25 protein-coding genes are annotated in these 24,025 nt (G+C 50.8%); 14 read left to right on the forward strand and 11 right to left on the reverse strand.

Translation table 11 applies throughout. The features are described from left to right. The first annotated feature begins 221 nt into the window (after positions 1-221). Positions 222-491: a DUF4954 family protein gene (locus tag K3T82_RS03440; protein WP_220192096.1), complete on the forward strand. Its 270-nt coding sequence runs from the start codon at positions 222-224 to the stop codon at positions 489-491. Between the two features lie 488 nt (positions 492-979). Here the strand turns inward: K3T82_RS03440 and K3T82_RS03445 are convergent, their stop codons facing one another. From K3T82_RS03445 to K3T82_RS03495, 11 genes are all read right to left on the reverse strand, one after another. Continuing rightward, the gene (locus tag K3T82_RS03445) at positions 980-1,585 is read right to left on the reverse strand and encodes a Dps family protein (protein ID WP_220192097.1); all 606 of its coding nucleotides are present in this window, start codon (positions 1,583-1,585) and stop codon (positions 980-982) included. A gap of 107 nt (positions 1,586-1,692) precedes the next feature. Continuing rightward, the gene (locus tag K3T82_RS03450; RefSeq protein ID WP_220192098.1) at positions 1,693-3,195 is read right to left on the reverse strand and encodes a serine/threonine protein kinase; all 1,503 of its coding nucleotides are present in this window, start codon (positions 3,193-3,195) and stop codon (positions 1,693-1,695) included. Positions 3,196-3,430: 235 nt separating this feature from the next. Next, positions 3,431-4,732: an NAD(P)/FAD-dependent oxidoreductase gene (locus tag K3T82_RS03455; RefSeq protein WP_220192099.1), complete on the reverse strand. Its 1,302-nt coding sequence runs from the start codon at positions 4,730-4,732 to the stop codon at positions 3,431-3,433. A gap of 413 nt (positions 4,733-5,145) precedes the next feature. After that, positions 5,146-5,691: an NADPH-dependent FMN reductase gene (locus K3T82_RS03460; protein ID WP_220192100.1), complete on the reverse strand. Its 546-nt coding sequence runs from the start codon at positions 5,689-5,691 to the stop codon at positions 5,146-5,148. Positions 5,692-6,376: 685 nt separating this feature from the next. After that, positions 6,377-6,595 carry a hypothetical protein gene (locus K3T82_RS03465; RefSeq protein ID WP_220192101.1) on the reverse strand — a complete coding sequence of 73 codons (219 nt, stop codon included), beginning with the start codon at positions 6,593-6,595 and terminating at the stop codon, positions 6,377-6,379. 137 nt (positions 6,596-6,732) lie between these two features. Continuing rightward, positions 6,733-7,362, reverse strand: a complete 630-nt coding sequence (locus K3T82_RS03470; RefSeq protein WP_220192102.1) for a TetR/AcrR family transcriptional regulator — start codon at positions 7,360-7,362, stop codon at positions 6,733-6,735. A gap of 408 nt (positions 7,363-7,770) precedes the next feature. Next, entirely contained in the window at positions 7,771-8,271 is a 501-nt protein-coding gene (locus tag K3T82_RS03475) for a hypothetical protein (RefSeq protein ID WP_220192103.1), read from the reverse strand. A 37-nt stretch (positions 8,272-8,308) separates the two neighbouring features. Beyond that, the gene (locus K3T82_RS03480) at positions 8,309-8,965 is read right to left on the reverse strand and encodes an HlyD family secretion protein (protein WP_220192104.1); all 657 of its coding nucleotides are present in this window, start codon (positions 8,963-8,965) and stop codon (positions 8,309-8,311) included. Between the two features lie 70 nt (positions 8,966-9,035). Then, positions 9,036-10,676 carry a DHA2 family efflux MFS transporter permease subunit gene (locus K3T82_RS03485; protein WP_220192105.1) on the reverse strand — a complete coding sequence of 547 codons (1,641 nt, stop codon included), beginning with the start codon at positions 10,674-10,676 and terminating at the stop codon, positions 9,036-9,038. A gap of 157 nt (positions 10,677-10,833) precedes the next feature. Then, positions 10,834-11,460 (reverse strand): TetR/AcrR family transcriptional regulator, encoded by a 627-nt coding sequence (locus K3T82_RS03490; RefSeq protein WP_220192106.1) that lies wholly within the window; start codon positions 11,458-11,460, stop codon positions 10,834-10,836. Positions 11,461-11,794: 334 nt separating this feature from the next. After that, on the reverse strand, positions 11,795-12,454 hold the full coding sequence (locus K3T82_RS03495; RefSeq protein ID WP_220192107.1) for a LysM peptidoglycan-binding domain-containing protein: 660 nt from the start codon (positions 12,452-12,454) through the stop codon (positions 11,795-11,797). 775 nt (positions 12,455-13,229) lie between these two features. Here K3T82_RS03495 and K3T82_RS03500 point away from each other — a divergent pair. The 13 genes from K3T82_RS03500 (at position 13,230) to K3T82_RS03560 (ending at position 24,009) form a co-directional block, all read left to right on the forward strand. Continuing rightward, a complete protein-coding gene (locus K3T82_RS03500; protein ID WP_220192108.1) occupies positions 13,230-14,258 on the forward strand; it encodes an NADH-quinone oxidoreductase subunit B family protein in 1,029 nt (342 codons plus the stop codon). A gap of 58 nt (positions 14,259-14,316) precedes the next feature. Then, positions 14,317-16,113, forward strand: coding sequence for a nickel-dependent hydrogenase large subunit (locus K3T82_RS03505; protein ID WP_220192109.1), 1,797 nt, complete (start codon positions 14,317-14,319; stop codon positions 16,111-16,113). Positions 16,114-16,151: 38 nt separating this feature from the next. Further along, positions 16,152-16,370 carry a hypothetical protein gene (locus tag K3T82_RS03510; protein ID WP_220192110.1) on the forward strand — a complete coding sequence of 73 codons (219 nt, stop codon included), beginning with the start codon at positions 16,152-16,154 and terminating at the stop codon, positions 16,368-16,370. Positions 16,371-16,407: 37 nt separating this feature from the next. Then, a complete protein-coding gene (locus tag K3T82_RS03515) occupies positions 16,408-16,974 on the forward strand; it encodes a NifU family protein (protein ID WP_220192111.1) in 567 nt (188 codons plus the stop codon). Between the two features lie 6 nt (positions 16,975-16,980). Then, positions 16,981-17,661: a DUF5947 family protein gene (locus K3T82_RS03520; protein ID WP_220192112.1), complete on the forward strand. Its 681-nt coding sequence runs from the start codon at positions 16,981-16,983 to the stop codon at positions 17,659-17,661. After that, positions 17,649-18,299: a DUF6084 family protein gene (locus K3T82_RS03525; protein ID WP_220192113.1), complete on the forward strand. Its 651-nt coding sequence runs from the start codon at positions 17,649-17,651 to the stop codon at positions 18,297-18,299. Before K3T82_RS03520 ends, K3T82_RS03525 begins: the two co-directional genes overlap by 13 nt. Continuing rightward, the gene (locus K3T82_RS03530; protein ID WP_220192114.1) at positions 18,296-19,576 is read left to right on the forward strand and encodes a hypothetical protein; all 1,281 of its coding nucleotides are present in this window, start codon (positions 18,296-18,298) and stop codon (positions 19,574-19,576) included. The genes K3T82_RS03525 and K3T82_RS03530 overlap by 4 nt, the downstream gene beginning before the upstream one ends. After that, a complete protein-coding gene (locus K3T82_RS03535) occupies positions 19,573-20,118 on the forward strand; it encodes a hydrogenase maturation protease (protein WP_220192115.1) in 546 nt (181 codons plus the stop codon). Before K3T82_RS03530 ends, K3T82_RS03535 begins: the two co-directional genes overlap by 4 nt. Positions 20,119-20,252: 134 nt before the next feature. Continuing rightward, positions 20,253-20,636 (forward strand): hydrogenase maturation nickel metallochaperone HypA, encoded by a 384-nt coding sequence (gene hypA, locus K3T82_RS03540; RefSeq protein ID WP_220192116.1) that lies wholly within the window; start codon positions 20,253-20,255, stop codon positions 20,634-20,636. Then, complete coding sequence (locus tag K3T82_RS03545) at positions 20,624-20,866, forward strand: P-loop NTPase family protein (RefSeq protein WP_220192117.1); 243 nt, start codon at positions 20,624-20,626, stop codon at positions 20,864-20,866. The genes hypA and K3T82_RS03545 overlap by 13 nt, the downstream gene beginning before the upstream one ends. Next, positions 20,854-21,327, forward strand: a complete 474-nt coding sequence (gene hypB, locus K3T82_RS03550; protein WP_307811073.1) for a hydrogenase nickel incorporation protein HypB — start codon at positions 20,854-20,856, stop codon at positions 21,325-21,327. Before K3T82_RS03545 ends, hypB begins: the two co-directional genes overlap by 13 nt. Beyond that, entirely contained in the window at positions 21,320-23,680 is a 2,361-nt protein-coding gene (gene hypF, locus K3T82_RS03555) for a carbamoyltransferase HypF (protein ID WP_220192118.1), read from the forward strand. Before hypB ends, hypF begins: the two co-directional genes overlap by 8 nt. 56 nt (positions 23,681-23,736) lie before the next feature. Then, a complete protein-coding gene (locus tag K3T82_RS03560; protein ID WP_220192119.1) occupies positions 23,737-24,009 on the forward strand; it encodes a HypC/HybG/HupF family hydrogenase formation chaperone in 273 nt (90 codons plus the stop codon). Positions 24,010-24,025 lie beyond the last annotated feature (16 nt).

The raw sequence follows: 24,025 nt of genomic DNA on the forward strand, positions 1-24,025 counted from the left end.
CCAAGAGTAACATACTTTCTAGCTGCTAAATAGAAGTTGATCTCTCTATGGCGGTTATAGACGTTGGCTTGTAGCAGGCTCCAATGCCACTCTTATCCATTCCCGGTAGTGAATTACAGCCTCCGTTCGGGTACAATAAATGCAAGTAGCTTGCTTTCAGCAATGCATTGTTCGGCTCACAAAGCAGAACCAACCACACAACCTTACGAGCAACACCATTGATGATTATGAACAGAGATAATCCTTCCGATCCTTTAACCGCGTTTAATGCAATAGTGGATCAATTCTTACGGGAATGCTGTACCCTTGGAGAGCAGTACACAATCGAGGATAGCCTGCTCTTTGCTAATTTCCATGCTTATTGGAAACATATTACGGCTGATACCTCATACCCCGCTCTGCTTGGTCAATTTCGGGTCGCCCTAACACAACGCAAATTTCACGCAACTGGTGGGAAACGCCCCACATGGCACGGGATTACCTTACGATAGACCCAAAAAGAGATCATGTGCCATATCACATAATAATACAGCACAAGATCTCGCATTGGGAAAGATGTTTTAATCGGCCTTAATATAGATTAGAAGAAGAAAAGTAGTGAGCCAAACAATGCAGCTACAACAACAACCATTAGGATAACATACGCGGCATGACGGCCACTTGTCCCCCTATTGCGCAAATCAGTCATTATATAAACTCCTCCATCCATGCAATCAACACAAACTTACACATACCACTTATCAAAACGTATTATGGCGGCTTAAAGGTTACAAAGAACAGTAAAGAAACTATCAAAATTGTGTCAATATTATGGTGCGGCATATGAGCATAAAGAACTAGCACCTATTTAACAATCTCGAAGTGAAATTCCTCACCTGCAAATATTCGCATCCTCTTTCCCCAGGCACTGAGGCAAAGAGAATGGCTGGTAGACCTTCTTTTGTGTTGTCTACCAGCCGTTTGCCCAGGGGCTTAAAGTCTAAGCTTTTGCGTCTGTAATGGGTATATCAACCAGGTGCTCCGAGACAAACCAGAGCTGTAGCTCATGCATGGGGAGCACATCGGAAGACAGCACATCATTGGTAGTGGAATCGTGGGTGCGCTCGGAGAGTTCGATACCTTCCCGCAAGCCTTTAATAATTGTGGCATGCGCCTCAACGATACGTGATAGCATCGTTAGAACTCCCTCTGCATCCTTAGGTGGGCGTTCAATTCTTGTCATCTCAGCAACATCATTTGGCATAGCAATACTTACGCCACCTAGCTGTTGCACACGCTCGGCTAGCAGATCGATAGTCTCTTCGATTTGCTCCGCATGCTTATCTAAAAGTAGATGAAGCTGATAGAAAGTTGGTCCCACCATTTGCCAGTGGTGCTTCTTATAAAGGAAGTAGAGAGTTACCGAGTCAGCGACTAACTGATTCAAACATTCAACGTTTTTCTTGATCGCCTCCTCAGGAAGACCTATCGGCATCGAGTGCAGCTCGCCAAATTTCTGAATCACATGTGGACGCTGCTTAAATTTTGGCTGAGCCTCGATAGTCTGAATTGCCTGCTTAGATGTTTGCTGAGCCTTAGTAGTCATCTATCTGCAACTCCTTCCAGAAATGAGCTAGCATTGTCTATCAATGGGACATATACCCAGGTCTAGACACGCTTTTGCAGGAATGGAGGTTACAACTAGAAGAGATTTTAGCCTGGAGTAACATGCCAATTCCCATACCCACTACTATGATCGCAAGCATTATTGCGATAACTACAATAGGTACCTGAAAGCGACTGATCCTTATTGACAGTGCCTTCAAAGTAAAGGGGAAGCAGACCAGCATAGCCTGTAACGAGAAAATGGAACTTGCGCTTCGCGTTAATTGAACCCTTGAAGTCATTGTTGCCTACCAGACCGGGTCCAACTGTGAGATAACCGCTAAAATTCTCGCCTTTTTGGGCAATGTTTGAAAGTGACATTGTAGAATTTGTTGGCGGAGAGGTATAGGTATTAGAAATGGTCCCATTATAACTGTGAGCGAGCCGAGGGGGAGCCGGGGGCTGAGTTGGTGTAGGAGACGGAGTGGGAGTAGCAGTTGGTGTGGCAGTCGGGGACGGAGTGGGAATAGCAGTTGGAGCGATAGTTGGCGTCGTCTGCGCAAATACACCAGGCATCCAACGGCCAGTTGACCAGACAAGACCACCAAGAAGAGCCAGCGCACAGAGCAAAATAAGGCAAAGAGGCAGAAGCCCCATTCGCGAGCGGCGTACCTTACGTGGCATCTCCTGTACAACAATACTTGGCGGGGGCAGCGTGGTCTGAGTCGTAGGGCGCTCGCCATCCTCAGTTAAAGGGGTTGCATCATCGTCCATATCGACCCCAACCAACTCCGTTGGTATATCGGGAATATATGCTTTCAGTGCCTCCCAAAACGCCTCAGCAGACTCATAGCGCTCAAGAGCGTCAATCGCCATTGCTTTGTGCAAGATAGCGCTCACGGGCTCTGGTATATCCTCCACCAATTCATAAGCAGGACGTAAAGGGTCTGTTCCACCACTACTCGTTCTGGTCAAGCGAGTCAAGGCATCAACGGGAACCTCACCTGTCAGCAAGGTATAAAAGGTAGCGCCCAGGCCATAAATATCGCTGCGCAGATTTGTGCCGCGCATATAGTGTTCGGGTGAGCCATAGCCAGGAGAGCAATGGCGAATGGCAGAGGTCGTTGAGTCCTGTTCGTATGTCTTGGCAATCCCAAAATCTACAAGCACAGCCCCTTCGCCAGAGGTGGGGATAATCATATTCGAAGGCTTGATATCACGATGAATGATAGGAGGCTCCTGGTGATGCAGGTAGCGGATAGCATCCACAATGGGCTTCATCATTGTCATGACACGCGCAAGCGTAAAGCGTCCCTCTCGCTGGCGACGACGCAGGCGCTCTAAATTAGGACCATTGATGAAGTCCATGAGCATATACACATTCTGCGACTTTTCGTCCCCAAATACGCTGTACACGCGCGGCAAGGCAGGGTGATCGAGATGTTTCAGTAACTCGCTTTCAAAGGAAAAACGTTCGCGCTGTTGTGGATTGGATTCGATTTGTTCTTTGAGAGCATAAACATCCCCTTTGGATCGACGGTCACGCACACGGTAGACCGCGCCAAATCCCCCTGTTCCAAGGAGCTCTTCAATGATATATCGATCATGCACAACCTTCCCCTTAGGGAACTTTGTCTGCGCGTCCCTCATCAAACACCTCACGCTTAGTTTACAAATTAGGCTAATTAGCCCATTATATGCATAAAGCGCAAAGGTAGCAAGGTCCGTGGCACAATTACCAGACTATGTCGTTTTGGTTTGATCAACACCCTAAGCACAAAGAGAGCTGTTCGCATACAACTGTACACAAACAGCTCTCTTTGAGATTGCTTAAAAAACTCACTCTTTAGACAAGTTCTTCAACCAGTTCTCTCCGCTTCAGGCTATGCGCGCTGGGGAAGGTAATCAGGCGCGCACTTCGCTGGAAGGTCAAATAGGCCCAGGCCCATTGGAACATCACAACCGCACGATTACGGAAGCCAATCAAGAAGAAGATGTGAACCGCGAGCCAGAGCACCCAGCCAACAAAGCCCGATAGACGCAGCCAGCCGAAATCGGCTATACCAAATGAGCGCCCCACTGTGGCGAGATTGCCTTTGCTCTTATACTGAAATGACTTCTCAGGAGTTCGACCGGCGGCAAGCTGAGAGATACGCGCACCAACATAATCACCCTCTTGCATAGCAACCGGGGCAATTCCTGGCAATGGTTTGCCATTCTCCTGTAAAAACAGGGCCGTGTCACCAACGACAAAGACATTGCTATGACCAGGAAGAGAGAGGTCGCTCTGCACTTTCGCGCGACCCGCCCGATCAGTCTCAGCCCCAAGCCATTTGGCGGCAGGCGACGCCGCAACACCCGCTGTCCAGATTACATTCTGAACGGGAATATGCTCACCCGCAATGACAACTCCATCTCTATCGATCTTCTCAACAGCGGAGTTCGTTTTAACCTCTACCCCAAGATTCGTCAAAGCTTTGGCAACTTTATTAGCCAGCTTTTCGGGAAACACAGGCATAATGCGCGGCATTGCTTCCACAAGAATGACACGCGCCAGGCGGGGATCAATATTACGGAAATCGCGAGCCAGAGCCTTATGGGCCAATTCTGCTATCGCGCCCGCCATCTCGACGCCAGTTGGACCCGCGCCAACGAGCACAAATGTCATCAACTCACGCTGCCGAGCGGGATCGCTCTCCATTTCAGCAGCTTCAAAGGCCAGCAGGATCTGACGGCGGAGATAGGTGGCATCTGGAATTGATTTCAGCCCAGGAGCGAACTCTCCCCATTCATCGTGACCAAAATAACTATGTGTCGCGCCAGTAGCAACAATAAGGTAGTCATAAGATATGTCCTGATCGGCGGTGTGAACTACCTGTTTCTCGGTATCGACACCCGTTACTTCTGCCAGGAGGACGGTGGTATTCTTCTGCTTTTTAAGAATTGAACGGATAGGCGCGGAAATGTCAGCTGGTGAGAGGCCAGCCGTTGCCACCTGATACAACAAAGGCTGGAAGAGGTGATGATTATTCTTATCGATAACGATGACCTCAACTGGCGCATTGCGAAGCGCCCGCGCCGCTCTCAGGCCACCAAACCCGGCGCCAACGATGACGACACGTGGCAAACGTGTGATATTAGTTGTCATGTTGCTGGTGTCTCCTTGTTCTAAAGATATAGTCTCAACGCAGAGACACGCTGCTTACTCGCCATGGTATAATTCAGCATACTTTATTTTGACGTATTTATAAACCAATTACAAGCCCCTAGCAGCCAGCGCTAGAGGCTCCCTGGCACGTTTTCTGCCTGGCAGATAAAGGCACTGAACGGTTCTACAGATACCTCTCTACAAAACAGGCATAGTTCTCATCCAATAGACTATGGAATAGTGAAGACTTGTTAGAATTAGCGACTTCTTGGGAATTGCTAAGCCTCTGCTGAATATCCGGCAGCTTACTTGAATGAGAGTAGCAAATGAGCGGTGCGATATATGTATTGCGCCGCTCATACTGGTTAGCTATAGGATCAGAGCACAAGTATAGGTAGCTCCTGAAACCTGGACTAGCCAACCAACATGCCTTTGGCATCCTCGACACGCGCAACCAGGGCTTGCAAGAGGGATTGGATCTGCTGCCGAATCTCGGCATCCACCAGACGTCCCTCAGCATTTACCTTTGTAGCACCTTCACCCACATAAAGCACTGGCTGCTCTAGCAGAGCGGCGTGTTGGGCGCTCAATAGGGCACGCAGTTGAACATGCTCAGTACCACTCAAGCGACCAATTCCCATCACCGCGACTGGTTTGTGAGAGAATATATCGCTCGTCTCGGTCCACTGTAATGCGCTTTTTAGCGCATTCGAAAGCAGGCCTTTATACTCAGGTGTAGCAATCAACACAGCATCAGCACGCGCGATATGCTCGCAAAAAGCCAGCACGCTCTCAGGTTTGGCAAGAGCCTCCTCATAAGGAGGGAGATCGGCTAGGGACAGGATTTCAAGTTCGGCATGAGCGGGCAAAAGTTCCTGGGCCGCGCTAAGCGCTGCTTTGTTATAAGACTCCTCACGCAAGCTCCCGGTAAAGCCAATAATGCGAATTGTAGACGACAAAGTAAAAACTCCTCAATGAATGGCACAAAAACAAATCACTAAAATTTGAAAGTCAGCTTCTACATCAAAACACATCAAAAAAAGACCCAGGTAGGCACGCTCGCTGTTTACTTCCCGCCATGCCTCACATTACGAGGTCACGCATTACACAACGTATGTTGAGCATAGCCAGCAACGAAACAAATCACTGAGTAGGCAAAAAGTAATCTCGTACGCTGCTCGCATGGGTAATACTAGAAACTACACCTGGCACATATTAGCAACCATGTTATATTTCATATGGGCTAGCATATACCCGTGATGGATCAATCCTGCAATCGCGCCTGAACGCACCCGGCCGTGCCACAACGTCAGGCCTGATACTAGAAAGCAATCGGCAAGGAAAGCCAGAGAGATTAGCAATAGCACCTAAAGGTTTCCATTCCCACAAAACATAAACACATAAGATGATGATGATATTCCTGATGTACAACGTGTATACACCTGCATCATAGTTCAATATCCTCCATATGAAGGCAACGGTTCATTTTCTGATTACTGTTCAGACGAGAAGACGGCAATTAATAAGCATGTTTAAAGAGAGATTAGCAAAACCTGTAGATGGAGAAGGCTGTATATCTGTTATCCACTCACATCTACAGGTCATGCCTGTTACGGTCTGCCATGACAAAAGGGCTGGATCAAGCTATTTATCGTTCTTGTGCTTACGCGACTCATCCTGCACTTGCTTGGCATAGCCGGACTTCTTGGCAGCTTCACGAATTTCTTCGATAGCCTGTTCGCGAGACACAGTCGGAATATCCTCATCACTTGATATTTCCTTTTGATGGGACTTTTCCATGTTTGGCTGTTTTTGAGCGGCGTTCTGCTTCTTACCACGCTCATGCTCCGATTTGTGCACCATGAGATACCCCTTTCGCTTATGTAGCAACAAAAGCAAGGCAGCAACACTTCAAGTGCCGCAACCTTGTTTCCATTGTACGGAGAGAAACATAGCCCAGGCGCAGGCATCAGACAGATTTATGATAGAGAAGCTACAGCTTAGGCTTCAGAGACATGCAGAGGATTAGCGACACCTCTAAAGAAGATCTGCCCAACATAACGGACCAATTCATCAGGGGAAACAGTGTCATCGAGGATAAGACGCTTAAATGAGTAGGAAGCCAGGAGGCTCGTAAAGGTATGCAACATAATAGAGGTGGGAATTGCAGTATCAAACTCTCCAGAGGACTTCCCCTCATCTATCAAGCGCTCTAGAATAGTCGAAAATTGTTCAAACAGAGTATGATGGCGCTCGCGCAACAGGGGGCGCAACTCGACGGCGCCAAAGAGCGCATACAGGATACGACCACGCTGACCCTTCATACGTGTATAGGAGATTTGAAGAAGGCACTCCAGGCGCGAGCGAACAGACCCCGGTGCTATCGCGGCTTGATGCACAGATTGAAGAATATCCTGCATTTGTTGCTCAAGCAACGCCAGGACCAGATCCTCTTTGCGAGGGAAGTGCAGATAGAGCGTCCCTTTAGCAATACCAACGCGCGCCGCGACTTCTTCCATGTTCATTTCATGGTAGCCTTTCTCTAGCAAAACCTCTGCGGCAGTCTGGAGAATCAACTCTTCACGTTGCTGGCGCTGTCGTTCTTTGAGCGAAAGGGTTGTCTCGCGCATATGGCTCCCTCCCTAGGGTCTTATGCGAAAACCAACGCCACTCACGTGACTAGCGCGAACTCTGTACGAAAATCAAAGCGTGCTATGCCCCCACATGGGTCTGCGCTAGCCGCCATTAGTTTTCGTATCAGTCCGAGCGCGCTCAGGTTCTCGAATAATAGTCAATTGAAGTATCGACTATCGTGGGATACTCGGTCCTTTTGGCGTACGCAGGCAACTCATAAATGAATCGTTTTGCGTACTTTTAGCAAAAGAAAACTACCAGAATAGCCCATAAATGTCAAGCGGACGCGCATTTCCCATCATAATACCTTTGATACGAACTACATCCGTCACGCTTTCGAACACATCGATTTGGTAAAGAGATAGTTCCGCTGGTTGTCGCAACGGAACCATCTCACGATATTATTAAAGATTGATACCCTGAAGTCTACTCTCCTCAGGGAAGGGCAATTGCGGTCCCTCGGTAGGATCATCTGACCTCTGATGAGGTAAAGTTGCGTAGATATGATCCAGACGTTGCTCAATCTCCTGTGTATGCGAGTTGAGAACCTGAAGCTGCTCAGTAAGCTGATAGATATGATCCTGAAGCATCTTAATCTCCAGCCGCAACGGTTCGGTCACGTCCGTGACAACAGGAGGTTCGCTCGTCGCGGCAGGTAGCGTAGCCGTTGGGATCTCCGCTATTGCGGTTTGAGCATGAACCTGTGGTGTAACTTCTGGCGCGAGTGGATGAATATCCACGGACTCCGCGTCAGGCTGGTTCTGGTGCTCTACTGGCAACTGAGCGGTCACTGACTCCTGAGGAGAAGGGGCGCCTTGCTCTGGCTTCCCGCCACTACGAGCCAGCAGGAAAGCTCCCACAATCGCCAATACCGCAACTACAATCAACCCTCCAACAATGAACATGCCAACACCCCTCTTCCTTTCTAAGGCTCATAACAGATTAGTGCAAATGGATTTTGACGGTCGCACTCAGTCCGGGCAGCAGCTTATGACCTCCGTTGCCATCCAGGCTGACCACTACAGGAATACGCTGGCTGACCTTCGTAAAGTTTCCACTGGCATTATCTGATGAAGGCAAGAGAGAGAACTGGCTAGCGGTCGCGTCAACAACGCGCACAATATGGCCGTTAAACGTGTCGCCATTATAGGCATCTACAGTCACATCCACATCCTGACCATTCTTAATATCATTCAGTTTTCCCTCATCAACATAGGCGGTTACGTTCAGAGTAGACAAATCAACCACCTGAGCCACTGCCACTCCCGCGCTTACAAGCTGTCCTGGGACACCAGTTGCCTGAACAATGGTACCATCAATCGGACTCGTCAGATTCACATTGAGCTTCTGACCAGTAGTCTGCGAGACAGCGGCGACCGTACCGATAACCTGCCCGGTATGCACTGTATCACCCTGCTTCACAGTCAACTTTGTCAACTGACCAGACTGAGCACTACTTATATTGATAATTTGCCCACTCACCAGAGCGTCATCAGTTGAATAGAAATTGTAATTGTTATAGAACCAGTAGCCACCAGCCCCAGCGATAGCGACCAGAGCGACAAAGATGAGAATTGGAACAAGAATCAGACGACGCATGACGCGTTCCCTCCTTGGGTAATGAAAAAAATGTGTGTATAATTGCGATCATTTACGTTCTTATACGTTCTTAAACAGCCATGGCAGCTTCTTCGCGTGCTATCTCGGCCTCATCAGCCTCTTGAGAGCTGATAGGTTCCTCTTCAGCTGATTTCTTCTGTGGCTTCTTCGTGCCACTCACGAAACATGTCGCGATCACGGCGATAATAGCCAGGATCAGACTCACGCGGAAGGCATCTTGAATAGCGAGCATATACGACTGCTGCTGGAGTAAGCCACTTACGATCTTCTGGGCATACCCGTAACCAGCGGAAGCTGAATACCCTTGCGCAACCAGACCCATCTGAATCCGCGTGATTAGCTGACCAAGAGGGGAGGCGGCTGTTACACGCTCCGCCAGGTGCGCATAGTGCAAGGTATTCTCTGACTTCACCAAGGTCGAGATAATAGCGACCGTCAACGAACTGGTTACAAAGCGCAATGTAGTGTTCATTGCGCTAGCCTGGGAGAGGCGGCGAGTCTCAATATTCGCCAGCGCCGATACCATCAAAGGCTGTAATGCCAGGCCAATAGCGAAGCTACGTAAAATCAGAATCCATTGCAAATCGGGAATCGGGATCGTAGTGCTCAGCGTGGTGTAGAGCCACATGGCAATTGCCAGAATAATCAGGCCTGGGACGACCACAGCGCGTACGCCGATTTTATCAACCAGGCGACCACCAACCAGCACTGCGACCATAGAAGAGAAGGCCTGCGGTAAAAGAACCAGTCCAGCTTGATAGGCGCTTAATCCACGCAGGCTCTCCAAGTAGACTGGAATCAGGAAGAGGCCACCATAGAGCGCGAATATTACCAACGTACTGGCAATATTGCTGGTCGTATAGGAGCGATCAGCGAACACGCTCAAGTCGAGCAGAGGTTGTTTCCCTCTCCGGAGCATACTCAATTCGAAGATAATAAATACAATCATCGAAAGTGAGCCAATCAAGAGTGACCCCATGACCGGAGCAGAAGACCATCCATCAGTGCTGGCATCAGAGAAACCGTAAAGCAGCAATGCCAAACCTACCGCCGAGAACACAAAACCCACAACATCAAACTTATTCGATTTATCAATAGTGCCTTCACGCAGGAAGAAGAAAGCCATCAACAGGCCAATAATCCCAATAGGCACATTAATATAGAAGATCAACTCCCAGCCCATGTAGGTAACGATATAGCCACCAACCGTTGGTCCCAGAGCTGGAGCTAACAGAATTGGGATACCCAGCGCGCCCATCACCGTTCCGCGCTCATGGGGCGGGAACTCACGGTACAACAGCGTAATCGCTAATGGGTTGAGAAAAGCACCCGCGATACCTTGAAGGACCCGAAAGATAATCAGGGTAGGAAGGCTCCAGGCCAGACCACAGAGTGCTGAACCCAGAGTGAAACCCGCTAAAGCGAGTATGTAGAAGCGTTTAATACCGATGCGGTCCGAGAGAAAGGCCGTAAGTGGAGTGGCAACACCCTGAGCCAGAGTGTAGGCGGTAAGTACCCATTGCACGCTATTGAGATCGGAGCCAAAGGCGGCTTCCAGGCGTGGGACGGCAATATTCACAATTGTGCCATCCAGAACAGACATAAAGGTACCAAAGATCACCACACATGCCACAAGCCACTTATACGAGAGCCCTCCCTGTCGTTGCGCAGCGGAGGTGGAAATTTGCATCCAATGACCCCCAAAGATTGACTTTTTTCGATAGACAACTTCTCTGTTGTCGTTTGAGAATAGTAGAGCAGAATATATCGTTGCCTGTGATCAACACTAAGCGACATTAAACTGGTCATCATATTATCTGCAATACATGATGCCAATGAGAGAAGTGTTACGACTGTCCTTCGCGGTTCTCTTTCGCAATCCCCTGGAAGTAAATGTGCCTGAGATGCTCAGAGAGGTCTTCGGCGGTAAGCTGAGGATCTTCGCGCAGCAGACGACTATACACCACAGGCGAGAGCAGGCTAAAGAATGCCTGAACCATAACAGAGGTAGGCAATGCGGTAGCAAACTCACCGGAGCGCTTACCATCTTCCAACAGCGCGGCCACACCTTCCTTGATACGAGCCACTGGAAGCGAAAACCGTTCACGCAGAATGCAAGCGATCTCCGCATTATCAAGCGCATACACGATATGTATAGACTTATCGGAGAAGCATAATTGCATGAATTCGAGCACAGAAACGAGACGCTCCTTCGCAGTTCCGGGTCTGGTCTGGGCTTTCTCAATAATATCCTGGAACATGCTCAGGCTATGGGCGAAGAGTTCAGCCACCAGATCTTCCTTACGCTGAAAATGCAGGTATAGCGTTCCCTTAGCAATGCCAACACGCGAGGCTATCTCATCCATAGACATCTGATGATATCCCTGTTCAAAGAGCATATCTCGCGTCACCTGAAGTATCAAATCCTGGCGCTCTCTGCGTTGCCTCTCTTTCAGAGAGAGTGGTTGATTCATAATCTATATGACGGTCTCCATCAATGTTAGACTCACAAAACCAAAGAATGACTCTTGATTTCTCAGTTTGACTTAACATTTAAATCTTTGACTTTGTAGTCATAAATTTAACAGAACGTCATAAATTTGTCAAGGGTCACTGGGAGCGGATTGAAGTAGGCTATATAGAAAGTTTCACAAGCCTGGGTGGGCTCATCAAGTAAGGGAAGGTAGAGATCTGAATTTTTATAGGTCGCGGGAGAATTTGCTACACATGAAGAGAGGTAGCGAGAAGAATGAATCTTCTGCGCTACCTCTCTTCTAAATTTGCAGGCTTCTCGAAGTGTTCCTGAAATTAAGGCTGACAGGCCCACTCGCGCCAGCTATAACCATCGCGTGAAAAGATTTCGTAAGCGGCTTGGATATTTGCCTGAGCGTCATATGGTGACTTACTCGCCTGAGACGTGGTGTTCCAGGTGCTAGGATAGAGAATCTGGAAGACACCGGCGGCATGGCTACCGCCAATCGAAATCGAGTTCGTCGCGTTAGGATTCATCGTCGACTCGCACATGGCGACGCGTTTCGCAGCTGGAGCGTAAGTGCCAAATACATCATCAATCATGCCCTCAACGCTCTTGCTCTGAGTAGGCGTGGAGGTAGTAGTAGGCGTAGTTGTCGGTTTGGAAGGAGCGCCACTCACAGCTTTCCCAGAAAGACAGATCTCCTGGCCGGCAAAAATAAGATCTGGGTTCGCCAGGCCATTCAACTTCGCCAGGTCTTTCCAATTAAGACCTTTTTTCTGAGCGATCCCACTTAGCGTATCGCCCCTCACCACGTTGTACGCGGTCCCCGTGCAGCTAGACTTGGCATGCGCTCCAAGTGTATTCATTCCTATCAAACCACTCACGCACAGAACTGTAAACAGGATCGCCAGACGTATAGCGCCCCAGCGGCTCATCTTGTTCAGACGTAGAGTGTTTAGGATATGCTTATAACCCTTCAACTGTAACCTCACTGTTCTTTCCATTTGCACTGGTCGATATAAGTTATACAACTGCTATTTCGAACATCAGCATGTATACTCATGTCACAGGCCAGGGGCAGCATCGAACGCCCCTGCGACAAATACTAGCAATTCCCAGGGGTGAGCCTTATCCCGACTTTTGTTTCAATGAGGAGTATCCCAATCCATTGTCAGCTAGCGCAACCCCAACATTGAAAATAACCAATGCAATATACCGTTGTTTACAAGCGCGTATGCCTTCCATTGCTTCTAGCGCGCATGGACCTCAAACAGGCACCAAATCTGGTAGTCGGTGTCTATGAGATTAAAGATATAATATATTGAAGTTCCCAGATACGCAATGATACACAGGGATACATAGGCCAAAGTACCTATTCGCCAGCCTCTCCACCTGACAATAAATAGGACTAAACGCTCTCCAGAGGCTATTTCAGCGTTTATGGATTCTCTTGCTCGAAGGTACTACACAGGTAAGTAGGGGAGAAGTCATTAAAAAGAAGAGGTTATATAAATAAAATCAGCAATTCAACTGATAAGCTTGCTAATATCAACTTTTTATGTTATGTTGGCTTTCGCCAAGTAAGAGACATAAGACACTATGTCGCCTGCTTTGCCTTACACATCTTGTCATCGTAGGTTACGTGAACCCATATATCGCGTGCGATACAGATCTGCGAAATTGTTTTCTTGTACATACCCCATCTTCTTTGCCACCACCTGTAATCACGATGGTAGCGCAATATAACGCATGTTAAGGAAGGATCGTATGGCAACAAGAGCGCGCGTAGAGGAAGTCCACATCATTTGGATGACGGGTGGTCTGAGTTGCGATGGTGATACGGTCTCCATCACAGCCGCCAGTCAGCCAAGCATCGAAGACGTGGTCATGGGTGCCATCCCTGGGCTTCCCCAGGTACATTTACACAATCCAGTGCTCGCCTATGAGGTGGGTGAAGACTTTATGACGTGGTGGTATAAGGCTGAGCGGGGAGAAATCGATCCCTTTGTCCTCGTCATGGAGGGCTCGATACCCAATGAGAACATCAAAGCCGAAGGATACTGGGCTGCGCAGGGCAACGATCCCGTCACGAATCAGCCCATTCCCACCACACAATGGATTGATCGCCTGGCACCCAAAGCCTGGGCTGTTGTAGCGGCTGGCACTTGCGCCACCTATGGCGGCATCCATGCCATGCAAGGCAATCCAACCGGGGCGATGGGGTTAGCGGATTACCTGGGTCCCGATTGGCGCTCCATAGCGGGTGTACCTATTGTTAATGTTCCTGGTTGCCCAGTCCAGCCAGACAACTTCATGGAAACCCTGCTCTATCTGCTCTACCAGGCAGCTGGCATGGCTCCTATGATTCCCCTCGACGAAGCGTTACGCCCCACCTGGCTTTTTGGCAAAACTGTACATGAAGGCTGCGACCGTGGCAGTTACTATGAAGAGGGTGACTTCGCCATGGAATATGGTTCCCCGAAATGCCTTGTCAAGCTAGGTTGCTGGGGACCTGTCGTGCAATGCAATGTTCCTAAACGTGGCTGGATGGCGGGACTAGGTGGCTGCCCCAATGTTGGCGGAATCTGCATTGGCTGTACCATGCCTGGCTTCCCCGACAAGTTCCAGCCCTTTATGGACGAGCCACCAGGTGCCAAAGCCTCGACCAACCTGATTAGCCTCTATGGTCCCGCAATGCGCAGGTTACGCAATCTCACGAACACGACACTCAATAAGGAACCATCCTGGCGACATAAGGGTCGAGAACTAGCAACCAGCTATCATCCAAGATGGTAAACACCCCTCTATGAGATGCCAGATAGGCTGGCACCTCTCGACAGAAAGAGAGAGCTCTATGGCGACTCAGATTAAGCGGGGAGCGGCTCCAGCACCGCCAACGCAACTTGTCGAGATGTCGTGGGACCCGATTACCCGCATCGTCGGCAGTCTGGGCATTTATACCAAAATCGATTTCCAAAAGCGCAAGGTTGTCGAGTGTTACAGTACATCGTCGATCTTTCGCGGCTACAGTCTCTTCATGCAGGGGAAAGACCCACGCGACGCCCACTTCATCACCAGCCGCATCTGTGGCATCTGTGGCGATAACCACGCCACCTGCTCAGTCTATACACAAAATATGGCTTATGGTATCAAGCCACCAGCGTTAGGCGAGTGGGTTATCAATCTGGGCGAGGCGGCGGAATACATGTTTGACCACAATCTCTATCAGGAGAATCTGGTTGGCGTGGACTTCTGCGAAAAGATGGTTCGCGAGACCAATCCTGGGGTGCTGGAACGAGCGGAGAAGACAGAAGCCCCGCACGCAGACGCTCACGGATATCGCACCATCGCGGATATTATGCGCGCGCTCAATCCCTTTACGGGCGAATTTTATCGCGAGGCGCTCCAGATGAGTCGTCTGACGCGTGAGAAGTTCTGCCTGATGGAGGGGCGTCACGTTCACCCTTCGACGCTCTACCCAGGTGGTGTAGGAACAGTCGCGACCGTTCAACTCTTCACAGACTACCTTGTACGCCTGATGAAATATGTAGAGTTCATGAAGAAGGTAGTACCGCTGCACGACGACCTGTTCGACTTCTTCTATGAGGCACTTCCCGGCTATGAGCAAGTAGGGTATCGCCAAACATTGCTGGGCTGTTGGGGATCATTCCAGGACCCCGAAGTATGCGACTATGACTACCACACGATGAATAAGTGGGGCAAGGCTATGTTTGTCACGCCTGGCGTAGTCGTTGACAATGAATTGGTTACCACAAATCTCGTCGATATCAATCTGGGCATTCGTATTCTGCTCGGCAGTTCATACTACGATGACTGGGAGAACGAGCGCACCTTCGTCGACCGCGATCCACTGGGCAACCCCATTGACAAGCGCCATCCCTGGAATCAGACGACCATCCCCAGACCACAGAAGCGTGACTTCCAGGGTAAATATAGCTGGGTGATGTCGCCACGCTGGTATGATCAGCGCAGCGGCAAGTATCTGGCACTCGATACCGGGGGTGGTCCCATAGCACGCCTCTGGACGACTGCGCTGGCAGGCATCGTTAACCTGGATGGCTACATTGAGGCAACGGGGCAGAGTGTAAAGATTCGCCTCCCCAAGACAGCTATGAAGCCCGAAGTTGAGTTTGAGTGGAAGATCCCACCGTGGAGCAATGCCATTGAGCGCGACCGGGCACGCACCTACTTCCAGGCTTACTCAGCCGCCGTAGCACTCTATTGCATCAACAAAGCTCTTGATGAGATTCGCGCGGGCCACACCAAGACCTGGAGCGACTTTTCAGTACCCAAGGAAGCTATTGGTTGTGGCTTCCACGAAGCGGTACGCGGCGTACTCTCACACCATATGGTGATTGAGAATGGCAAGATAGCTAACTATCACCCCTATCCGCCAACCCCCTGGAATGCTAGTGTACGCGACATCTATGGCACCCCTGGACCCTATGAGGATGCTGTACAAAATACGCCCATTTTTGAGGAAAATGGACCGGACAACTTTAAGGGCATCGATATCATGCGTGCGGTAAGGAGCTTTGATCCCTGTCTTCCCTGTGGTGTCCATATGTACCTGGGGCCGGGAAAAGAATTACAAGTGGTCCACTCTCCTACATTTGGACCAAAAATGTAGTGCGAACGCCCAAAAAAACGAAGTCAGAGGAATAGCCTATGCCAGAAAAGAAACACCATATCGAACCAATACACCAGAGCGGCACGGAGAAAGGAGAAGAGGTTGTCGGAGGCGCAGGGAAAGAGGCTGGGCGTCACGATACTGATATAAGGGGAGCGGGACGACGCGCTGGCAAGTCCACAGCGCGAAGTGCCAGCGGCGTTGTCAATTCGACGAAGGTGGTTGATCCTGAGAGCCCATACCTGCCGCCATCTTGACCAGAAGAGTATCGATAAGACGAGAGGGGAAGTATCCATGCAGCAATATCAGCAGGAGCACCAGCAACGCGCGGCGCGGATCGAGGAATTGCTTCAAGAGGTATCCATGTTCAAGGATGCCCAGGCTCGTTCGACCACTGAAGAGCTTGTTCAACTGCTCCTTGATCTGTATGGGGAAGGACTAGCGCGTATGTTGAAGCTGACACAGCGCGCGTCCACAACGGGAGAAGCGTTGGTTGAACGCTTCACACAAGACGAGTTGTTGGCATCCCTCCTGTTACTGCATGGACTTCACCCTCTCGACATAGAAACACGTGTACACCAAGCTTTGGAAAGGGTACGCTCCACTCCAACAGCACGGAACGGGACAGTCGAACTACTGGAGATGGAAGAAGGTCGGATACGCGTGCGCCTCAATGGGACTCATGGTTGTCATAGCTGCCACGCATCCAGCACCTCCTTTAGCACACTGGTCGAGCAGGCACTACGCGAGGCAGCACCCGAATTAGAAGAGATACTGATCGAACAAGATAGCCAGGAGTCACGCACCAGGATACCAGTGACATTCGTACCAACGCGACGGCAAAGAGATAAAACAAGGTAGGTCAGCATGACGACAATCTATCCAGGCGACAGTTCCGAGAGCCGACCTCACATCTCACTAAAAGCATTGCGTCGCTTTACCCTAAAACAAACGGATGAGCCTCCAATAACGCGAGAGCATTGTGAGCTATGCGGCGAACCACTTCCCTCAGAACATCACCACCTGCTAGCACTCTCTAGCCGCGCCTGCCTATGTGCCTGCAATGCCTGTGCTCTCCTCTTCAAGAGTGAACGACAGCAAGCACGCTATAAGACCGTCCCGCGCCGCTTCCTGACATTCGTACAATTTCATCTTGAGGATGAAGCCTGGGAAGCACTAGCCCTACCAGTCAATATGGTTTACATCTTCCGCACAGGAAAGGGGGCGCGGGCCTTCTATCCCAGCCCTGCGGGGGCGATGGAATCACTACTGGACCTGGATGACTGGGAGAACATTACGCAAGCTAATCCACATCTGCAAGACATGGAAGAGGAGGTAGAAGCCCTACTCATCAATCGCGTACGCGGACACAATGAGTGTTACCTGGTTCCAATTGATACTTGCTATCAGCTCGTCGGTCTGATACGCCTGTGCTGGCGCGGCTTGAGCGGAGGACAGGAAGCCTGGGAGGCCATAGATAGCTTCTTCCGTGATCTGCGCGAACGCGCGACAGTGATTGACGAAGGAGAGCAGCCATGCCAGATCTAAACTTCGCCATCGTGGGGGCGGAGGCTCCAACATATGCCGCAACGCCTACGCTGCTCTTCAAATTAGACATAAGTAATACCGATGATAATGAGATCATTCACTCCATCTCGTTGCGTTGCCAGATTCAAATCGCGGTCACCAAACGCCACTATAGCGCGCGGGCGCAAGCACGGCTCCTGGACGTCTTTGGAGAGCCGACACGCTGGGGAGAAACTCTACGCAATCAACTCTGGACACACACGAACGTCGTTGTGCCGCAATTCAGCGGCAACACACTGGTAGACCTGCCAGTCCCTTGTACTTATGATTTTAATGTTGTGAGCGCCAAGTACTTTGACGCACTTGAAGACGGCGAGATTCCCTTGATTTTCCTCTTTAGCGGTACCATCTTCTACGCGGGGGAGCAAGGGCAGTTACAGATCGAACAAGTTCCCTGGTCGAAGGAGGCCACATTTCAGCTCCCTGTGAGCCTGTGGCAGGAGATGATCGCGCACTATTATCCAAACACGGCCTGGATACGAATGCACAAAGATATCTTCGACCAGTTGAATGCCTACAAGATCTCTCATAAACTGCTGACCTGGGATGAGACACTGCTTCAACTCTTATACAGTGCAAGCAAGGAGATCAAACCATGAAGCTAGAGCAAGTCAGAGCTATTGCTGAAGCGGTGATGTACGAGGGCTATATCCTTTATCCCTACAGACACAACGCGCTCAAAAACCGTATTCGCTGGACCATCGGCGTTGTCTATCCTCGCGCCTACAGCGAGGCTCAGGGCGGCATTGATCCCTGGCAGATGCATACGGAATGCTTGATAGAAGGCTCACCTATGACCCACCTCTCGGTGACCAGCCGCTTCTTGCACTTGCTCGATTGCTTAAACTCAAACGAAAGTGATACCTGGCAGGAAGGCATGGAGCGAGAAGTACAAGCACCCACTCTTACGCTCCATGCCCTATCAGAGAGTCCGCGAAGCGTGCGAATCAACTTTGCGGGTACCCATCTGCCAGCGGATACATCCGGTATCGTGCGCACTATGCAAGCGTTACAGGGAGAACTGGCGATAGGATGTTCGCAACTTGGGGCAAACCTGTTCAAGCTCACTATAGATATCGCGAATACAACTCCAAATACAGCGGAGATCGACAGTCGGCATGAGGCAATATTACGCCATGCCTTTATCTCGATCCACACGATTATGCATATCAAAGATGGCTCATTCGTCTCGCTCCTAGAATATCCAGAGGCACTTCGGGAGCAGGTAGAGAACTGCCGAAACATACGCACATGGCCAGTTTTAGTAGGGAAGCAAGGGGAAAGAGACTGTATGCTCTCGGCACCCATCATTCTCTATGATTACCCACAGATAGCTCCAGAGAGTCCTGGCGCCTTCTTTGATGGCACGGAAATTGATGAGTTACTTACGCTACGTATCCTGACATTAAGTGATGAAGAGAAAGAAGCTATGCGCCAGGGTGGTGAGTCGACGCGTAAGTTGCTTGAGCGAGTTGAAGCAATGTCTCCTGAACAGTTGATGAGACTACATGGCACGCTCCGCGACTGGCAAGCCAGCGATGAAGCGCGGAATGACTCAACGGGACAGAACGGATCAATCTTCCCAGGCGAGGATTATCCACCACCGCAGGGCATACGCATCGCCAACCATAATGTCAGAAAGGGTGATCGTGTACGCCTGCACCCCAGGCTGCGCGCAGACGCCTTCGATATGTTACTCGAAGGCAAAATAGGGCGAGTCGAGTGTATTCAACAAGACTTCGAGAACCGTCTCTATCTCGTTGTAACGTTAGATGACGATCCAGGGCGTGAGCAGTGGGATGAACGCGTCTTGCCTGGGCATCGCTTCTTCTTCGCACCAGAAGAGATTGAGCCATTGGGAAGGGTATCGCTATGAGCCAACAAGTAACCCAAGAGCAGCAAATCAGCATTCTAATCGCTGGTATCGGAAACATTTTCCTGGGTGATGATGGCTTTGGCGTCGAAGTAGCACAGCGTCTCCTCAGGCGCGTCGACTCAGCCTATCCAGATAGCGTCCGCGTGGTCGATTTTGGCATCAGGGGCATCGAATTGGCCTACACACTGCTGGATGACTATGACTTAATCATCCTTGTTGATACGCTGCCATGCCTGGGATCGCCAGGAACATTACATCTGCTGGAGATAGGAGCTACCCAAAAGGAGCAGACCCAAAACCTTGAAGAAGCACAATATGTCTACCTGGATGGGCATAGTATGGACCCGGTCAAAGTACTTTCCTTTGCGCACACGCTAGGAGCCAGACCCAAACGCACACTACTAGTTGGCTGTGAGGCCGCGACTTCACTAAATGAGGAAAGCGAACTGGACTTTCAGCCTGGACTTAGCCATGAAGTTGCGCAGGCAATCGATGGAGCTATACAGATGATCGACTGCCTTGTACAAGAAATTTCCTGCTAGCTTGTTCTACTTGAAGAAAGGTTGAGCATTATGTTACGACTTGTACTTCTACTCTGCGTCGGGCTGGCGCTTCTGCTGTTCAAAAGAAATTATTCTGACTACCAGCGCTATATGCGCATGCGGCATATGTAGCTATGCATGAAATGGCTATTGCCCAAAGCCTGGCGGAGGCAGTAGAGACCCAGGCACATATCCATCACGCAACCCATGTGCGCGGCATACATCTCCAGATAGGAGAGGCCCAGAGCGTGATTAACGACTCTCTCACGTTCTGCTTTGAAATGCTTGCCAGTGCGTATCCGTTGCTAGAGGGAGCATGCCTGGAGATCGAAACGATACCATATCGTGCGCACTGCCAGCATTGTGCAAAGGAATTCACTATCGAGAACGCGATTCGCCAATGCCCTACATGTCAGGGCTGGGATACAGAGGTCATCTCCGGCACCGAGATGGACATCATAAGCATCGAGATTGAGACCGATACTCCAACGGAGGAAGAGCGACCATGCCCAGAGTAACCATAGCCGCGACCCAGAAAATCCTGGCTGCCAACGACGATATCGCCCAGGAACTCCATCAACGATTACGAGCACGTGACATTCGCGCGATCAATCTGATGAGCGGGCCAGGAGCGGGGAAGACCTCTCTGCTAGAGCGCAGCATCGAGCGGCTTCAGCAGCATTTAGGTATTGGGGTAATTGAGGGGATATCGAGACGAGCGCGGACGCGGAACGCATTGAGGCTGTAGGTGGAGCAACAGTACAAATCAATACGCGAGGCGCGTGCCACCTGGAAGCCCACATGGTACGCGACGCGCTGGCTGAACTGGATCTGGAATCCGTCAACCTGCTCTTCATTGAGAACATCGGCAATCTGGTGTGTCCGGCCTCATGGGACCTGGGAGAAGATACGCGAGTAGTCGTGATCGGCACCAGTGAAGGCGATGATAAACCAGCTAAGTATCCGCAAATGTTTACACTCGCCCGGGCAGTGGTCATTAACAAGCTTGATCTTCTCCCACACGTCAACTTTGATCTGGCAAAAGTGAAGCGACAGGTCCTCGCCATCAATCCTGATATGCGCATCTTCGAGATCAGTTGCCGCACTGGTGAAGGGCTGGATGAGTGGTGCGAGTGGCTTCTCACAGAAGTGACGCATACGCTAGAACCCGCACAGGCTCATGGATATAAGAAAATCGCATATGGATAGAGAGCAATCGCAAAGGAGCGATTATGGCAACGGTCAGCAGCGCAACAATTCAACGCCAGCGCCTCCATATTCGAGGCATTGTTCAGGGTGTAGGGTTCCGCCCTTTGTCTATAACCGGGCCTTACGCTACAAACTGGCTGGCTTTGTGCTCAACAACAGCCAGGGTGTAACCATCGAAGTTGAAGGCACAGCGGAACAGCTCGCGAGCTTTCAGCAGGCGCTGCGTCAGGATGCACCACCACTGGCGCGCGTTGAGCACATAGGAGTTGAGTCGCTTCCGCCATGCCATGAACAAGGATTCCAGATCGCGCATAGCCAGTCCGGAAAGGAGCGCCAGGCTCTCATCTCACCTGATAGCGCCATCTGCGATGATTGCCTGCGCGAACTCTTCGACGTACATGACCGACGCCACAATTATCCCTTTATCAATTGCACCAACTGCGGCCCGCGCTTCACTATCATTCAAGACGTGCCCTATGACCGCGAAAAGACAACAATGCGCGTCTTCACAATGTGTCCTACATGTCAGGTCGAGTATGAGAACCCAACCAATCGGCGCTTCCACGCCCAGCCCAACGCCTGCCCCGCCTGTGGACCACATGTCGAGTTAACGGCCTATAGCACACGGGTAGACTCGACAGACCCAATTATCACAGCTGCAACGCTACTATCCAAAGGGGCCATTCTCGCTATCAAGGGTCTGGGCGGCTATCATCTGGCCTGTGACGCCTGTAATCCAGATGCGGTTCAGCGCCTACGCCAACACAAACGCCGCGAGGCCAAGCCCTTTGCCTTGATGGTTCCAGACCTGGAAACGGTACGCGAACTCTGCTTCGTGAATGACGCTGAGGCAGTGCTCCTCCAATCACATCAGCGACCAATTGTTCTGCTAAACCAAAAGCCAGATACTGTGGTCGCGCCGGGCGTCGCGCCTGCCTGTGACACGCTCGGCATCATGCTTCCCTACACCCCACTCCATCACCTGCTTCTACGCCAATACGCCAACGAGCGGCAGCCAGCCGTGCTTGTCATGACCAGTGGCAATCTGAGCGATGAGCCGATAGCCTATCGTGATGATGACGCATATACGCGTCTCGCGCCAATCGCTGATGGAGCACTCACGCATAACCGTGAGATACATATACGCACTGACGACTCGGTGCTGCGCCTGGTGGGTGGCACGCCACAATTTCTACGACGCGCGCGCGGCTATGTTCCAGAACCACTTCAGTTAGGATTTGAGTTCCCCGTGCCTCTTCTAGCCTGTGGTGGGCACCTCAAGAATACTTTCTGCCTGGGGAAAGAGCGGCAAGCCTTTCTTAGCCACCATATAGGCGATCTGGAGAATTTGGAGACGCTAACCTCATTCCGCGAGGGCATTCCACACTTTGAGCACCTTTTCGACATTGATCCCCAGGCAATCGCCTATGACATACATCCAGACTATCTCGCGACCCGCTACGCGCTCGACTCGGACATCGAATGTAAGATAGGTGTACAACATCACCATGCCCATATAGCCAGTGTGATAGCAGAGCACAACCTGGAGGGCTCAGTCATCGGGATCGCCGCCGATGGCACCGGCTATGGCACGGATGGCGCGGTCTGGGGCTGCGAGATAATGGAAGCCACGCTCGCCAACTTCACGCGCCACGCCCACCTTGCCTATTTACCGTTACCCGGAGGCGAACGGGCCATACGCCAGCCCTGGCGCATGGCAGCAGTTTACCTGAATCAGGCCTTTGGCTCAGGCTTTACATGTCTCTCACTTCCTATGCTCCAAACCCTGGACATGCAGAAGTGGCACATACTCGCTCAAATGATCGAGCGGGGCATCAATAGCCCCCCCACATCCAGCTTAGGGCGTCTCTTTGATGCAGTGGCAGCGCTCCTAAACATCCGCCAGGAAGTACTATACGAAGGTCAAGCCGCGATTGAGCTTGAAGCCCTGGCTCATAAAGCCACGACTGAAGCGACGTGTAAACCATACCCATTCGCCATAAGCAAAGGAACGCCAGCGCTACTCGATGTTAAACCAACCATACGGGCATTGGTTCATGACCTGGGCTCAGGCGCGCCATGTGAGCAGATCGCCGCACGTTTTCATGCCACCATCGCTGAGCTCATGGCTACCGCATGTGCAATGGTGAGGGAACGCACAGGATTAGAACGCGTCGCGCTGAGTGGCGGAGTCTTTCAGAATCGCCTGCTGCTTGAACTGATGCTTGTACGACTAGAAAAGCAGGGCTTCCAGGTATATACCAATCGGCAGGTCCCGCCCAACGATGGCGGGCTGAGCCTGGGGCAGATCGCTATCGCTGCCGCCATATTACGGGGAGAGTCCATGCCTTAACGCGAACTATTTTGCATCAAAATCATGAGTTCCGATTTAAACAGAAGGAGTTTCATATGTGCCTTGGTATTCCTGGTCAGATTGTCGATATTGTCGATGATAGCAACTCCATCGCTAAGGTCGATGTCTCGGGGGTCAAGCGTAACGTCAATGTCGCCCTGGTCCGACCCGAAGGCATAGGTCCTGGCGATTGGGTCTTGATTCACGTGGGTTTCGCCATGAGCAAGATTGACGAGAACGAAGCCCGAGAGACAATGACCGCTCTACACCAGATGGGTGACGTCTATACAGATGAACTCAAGATGCTGCGCAGTAGCCAAATTGAGTGACGAGCCAATGGGAGGG

Origin of the sequence: Ktedonospora formicarum (assembly GCF_016587355.1) — a bacterium.
In the GTDB taxonomy this organism is placed as follows: Bacteria; Chloroflexota; Ktedonobacteria; order Ktedonobacterales; family Ktedonobacteraceae; genus Ktedonobacter; species Ktedonobacter formicarum.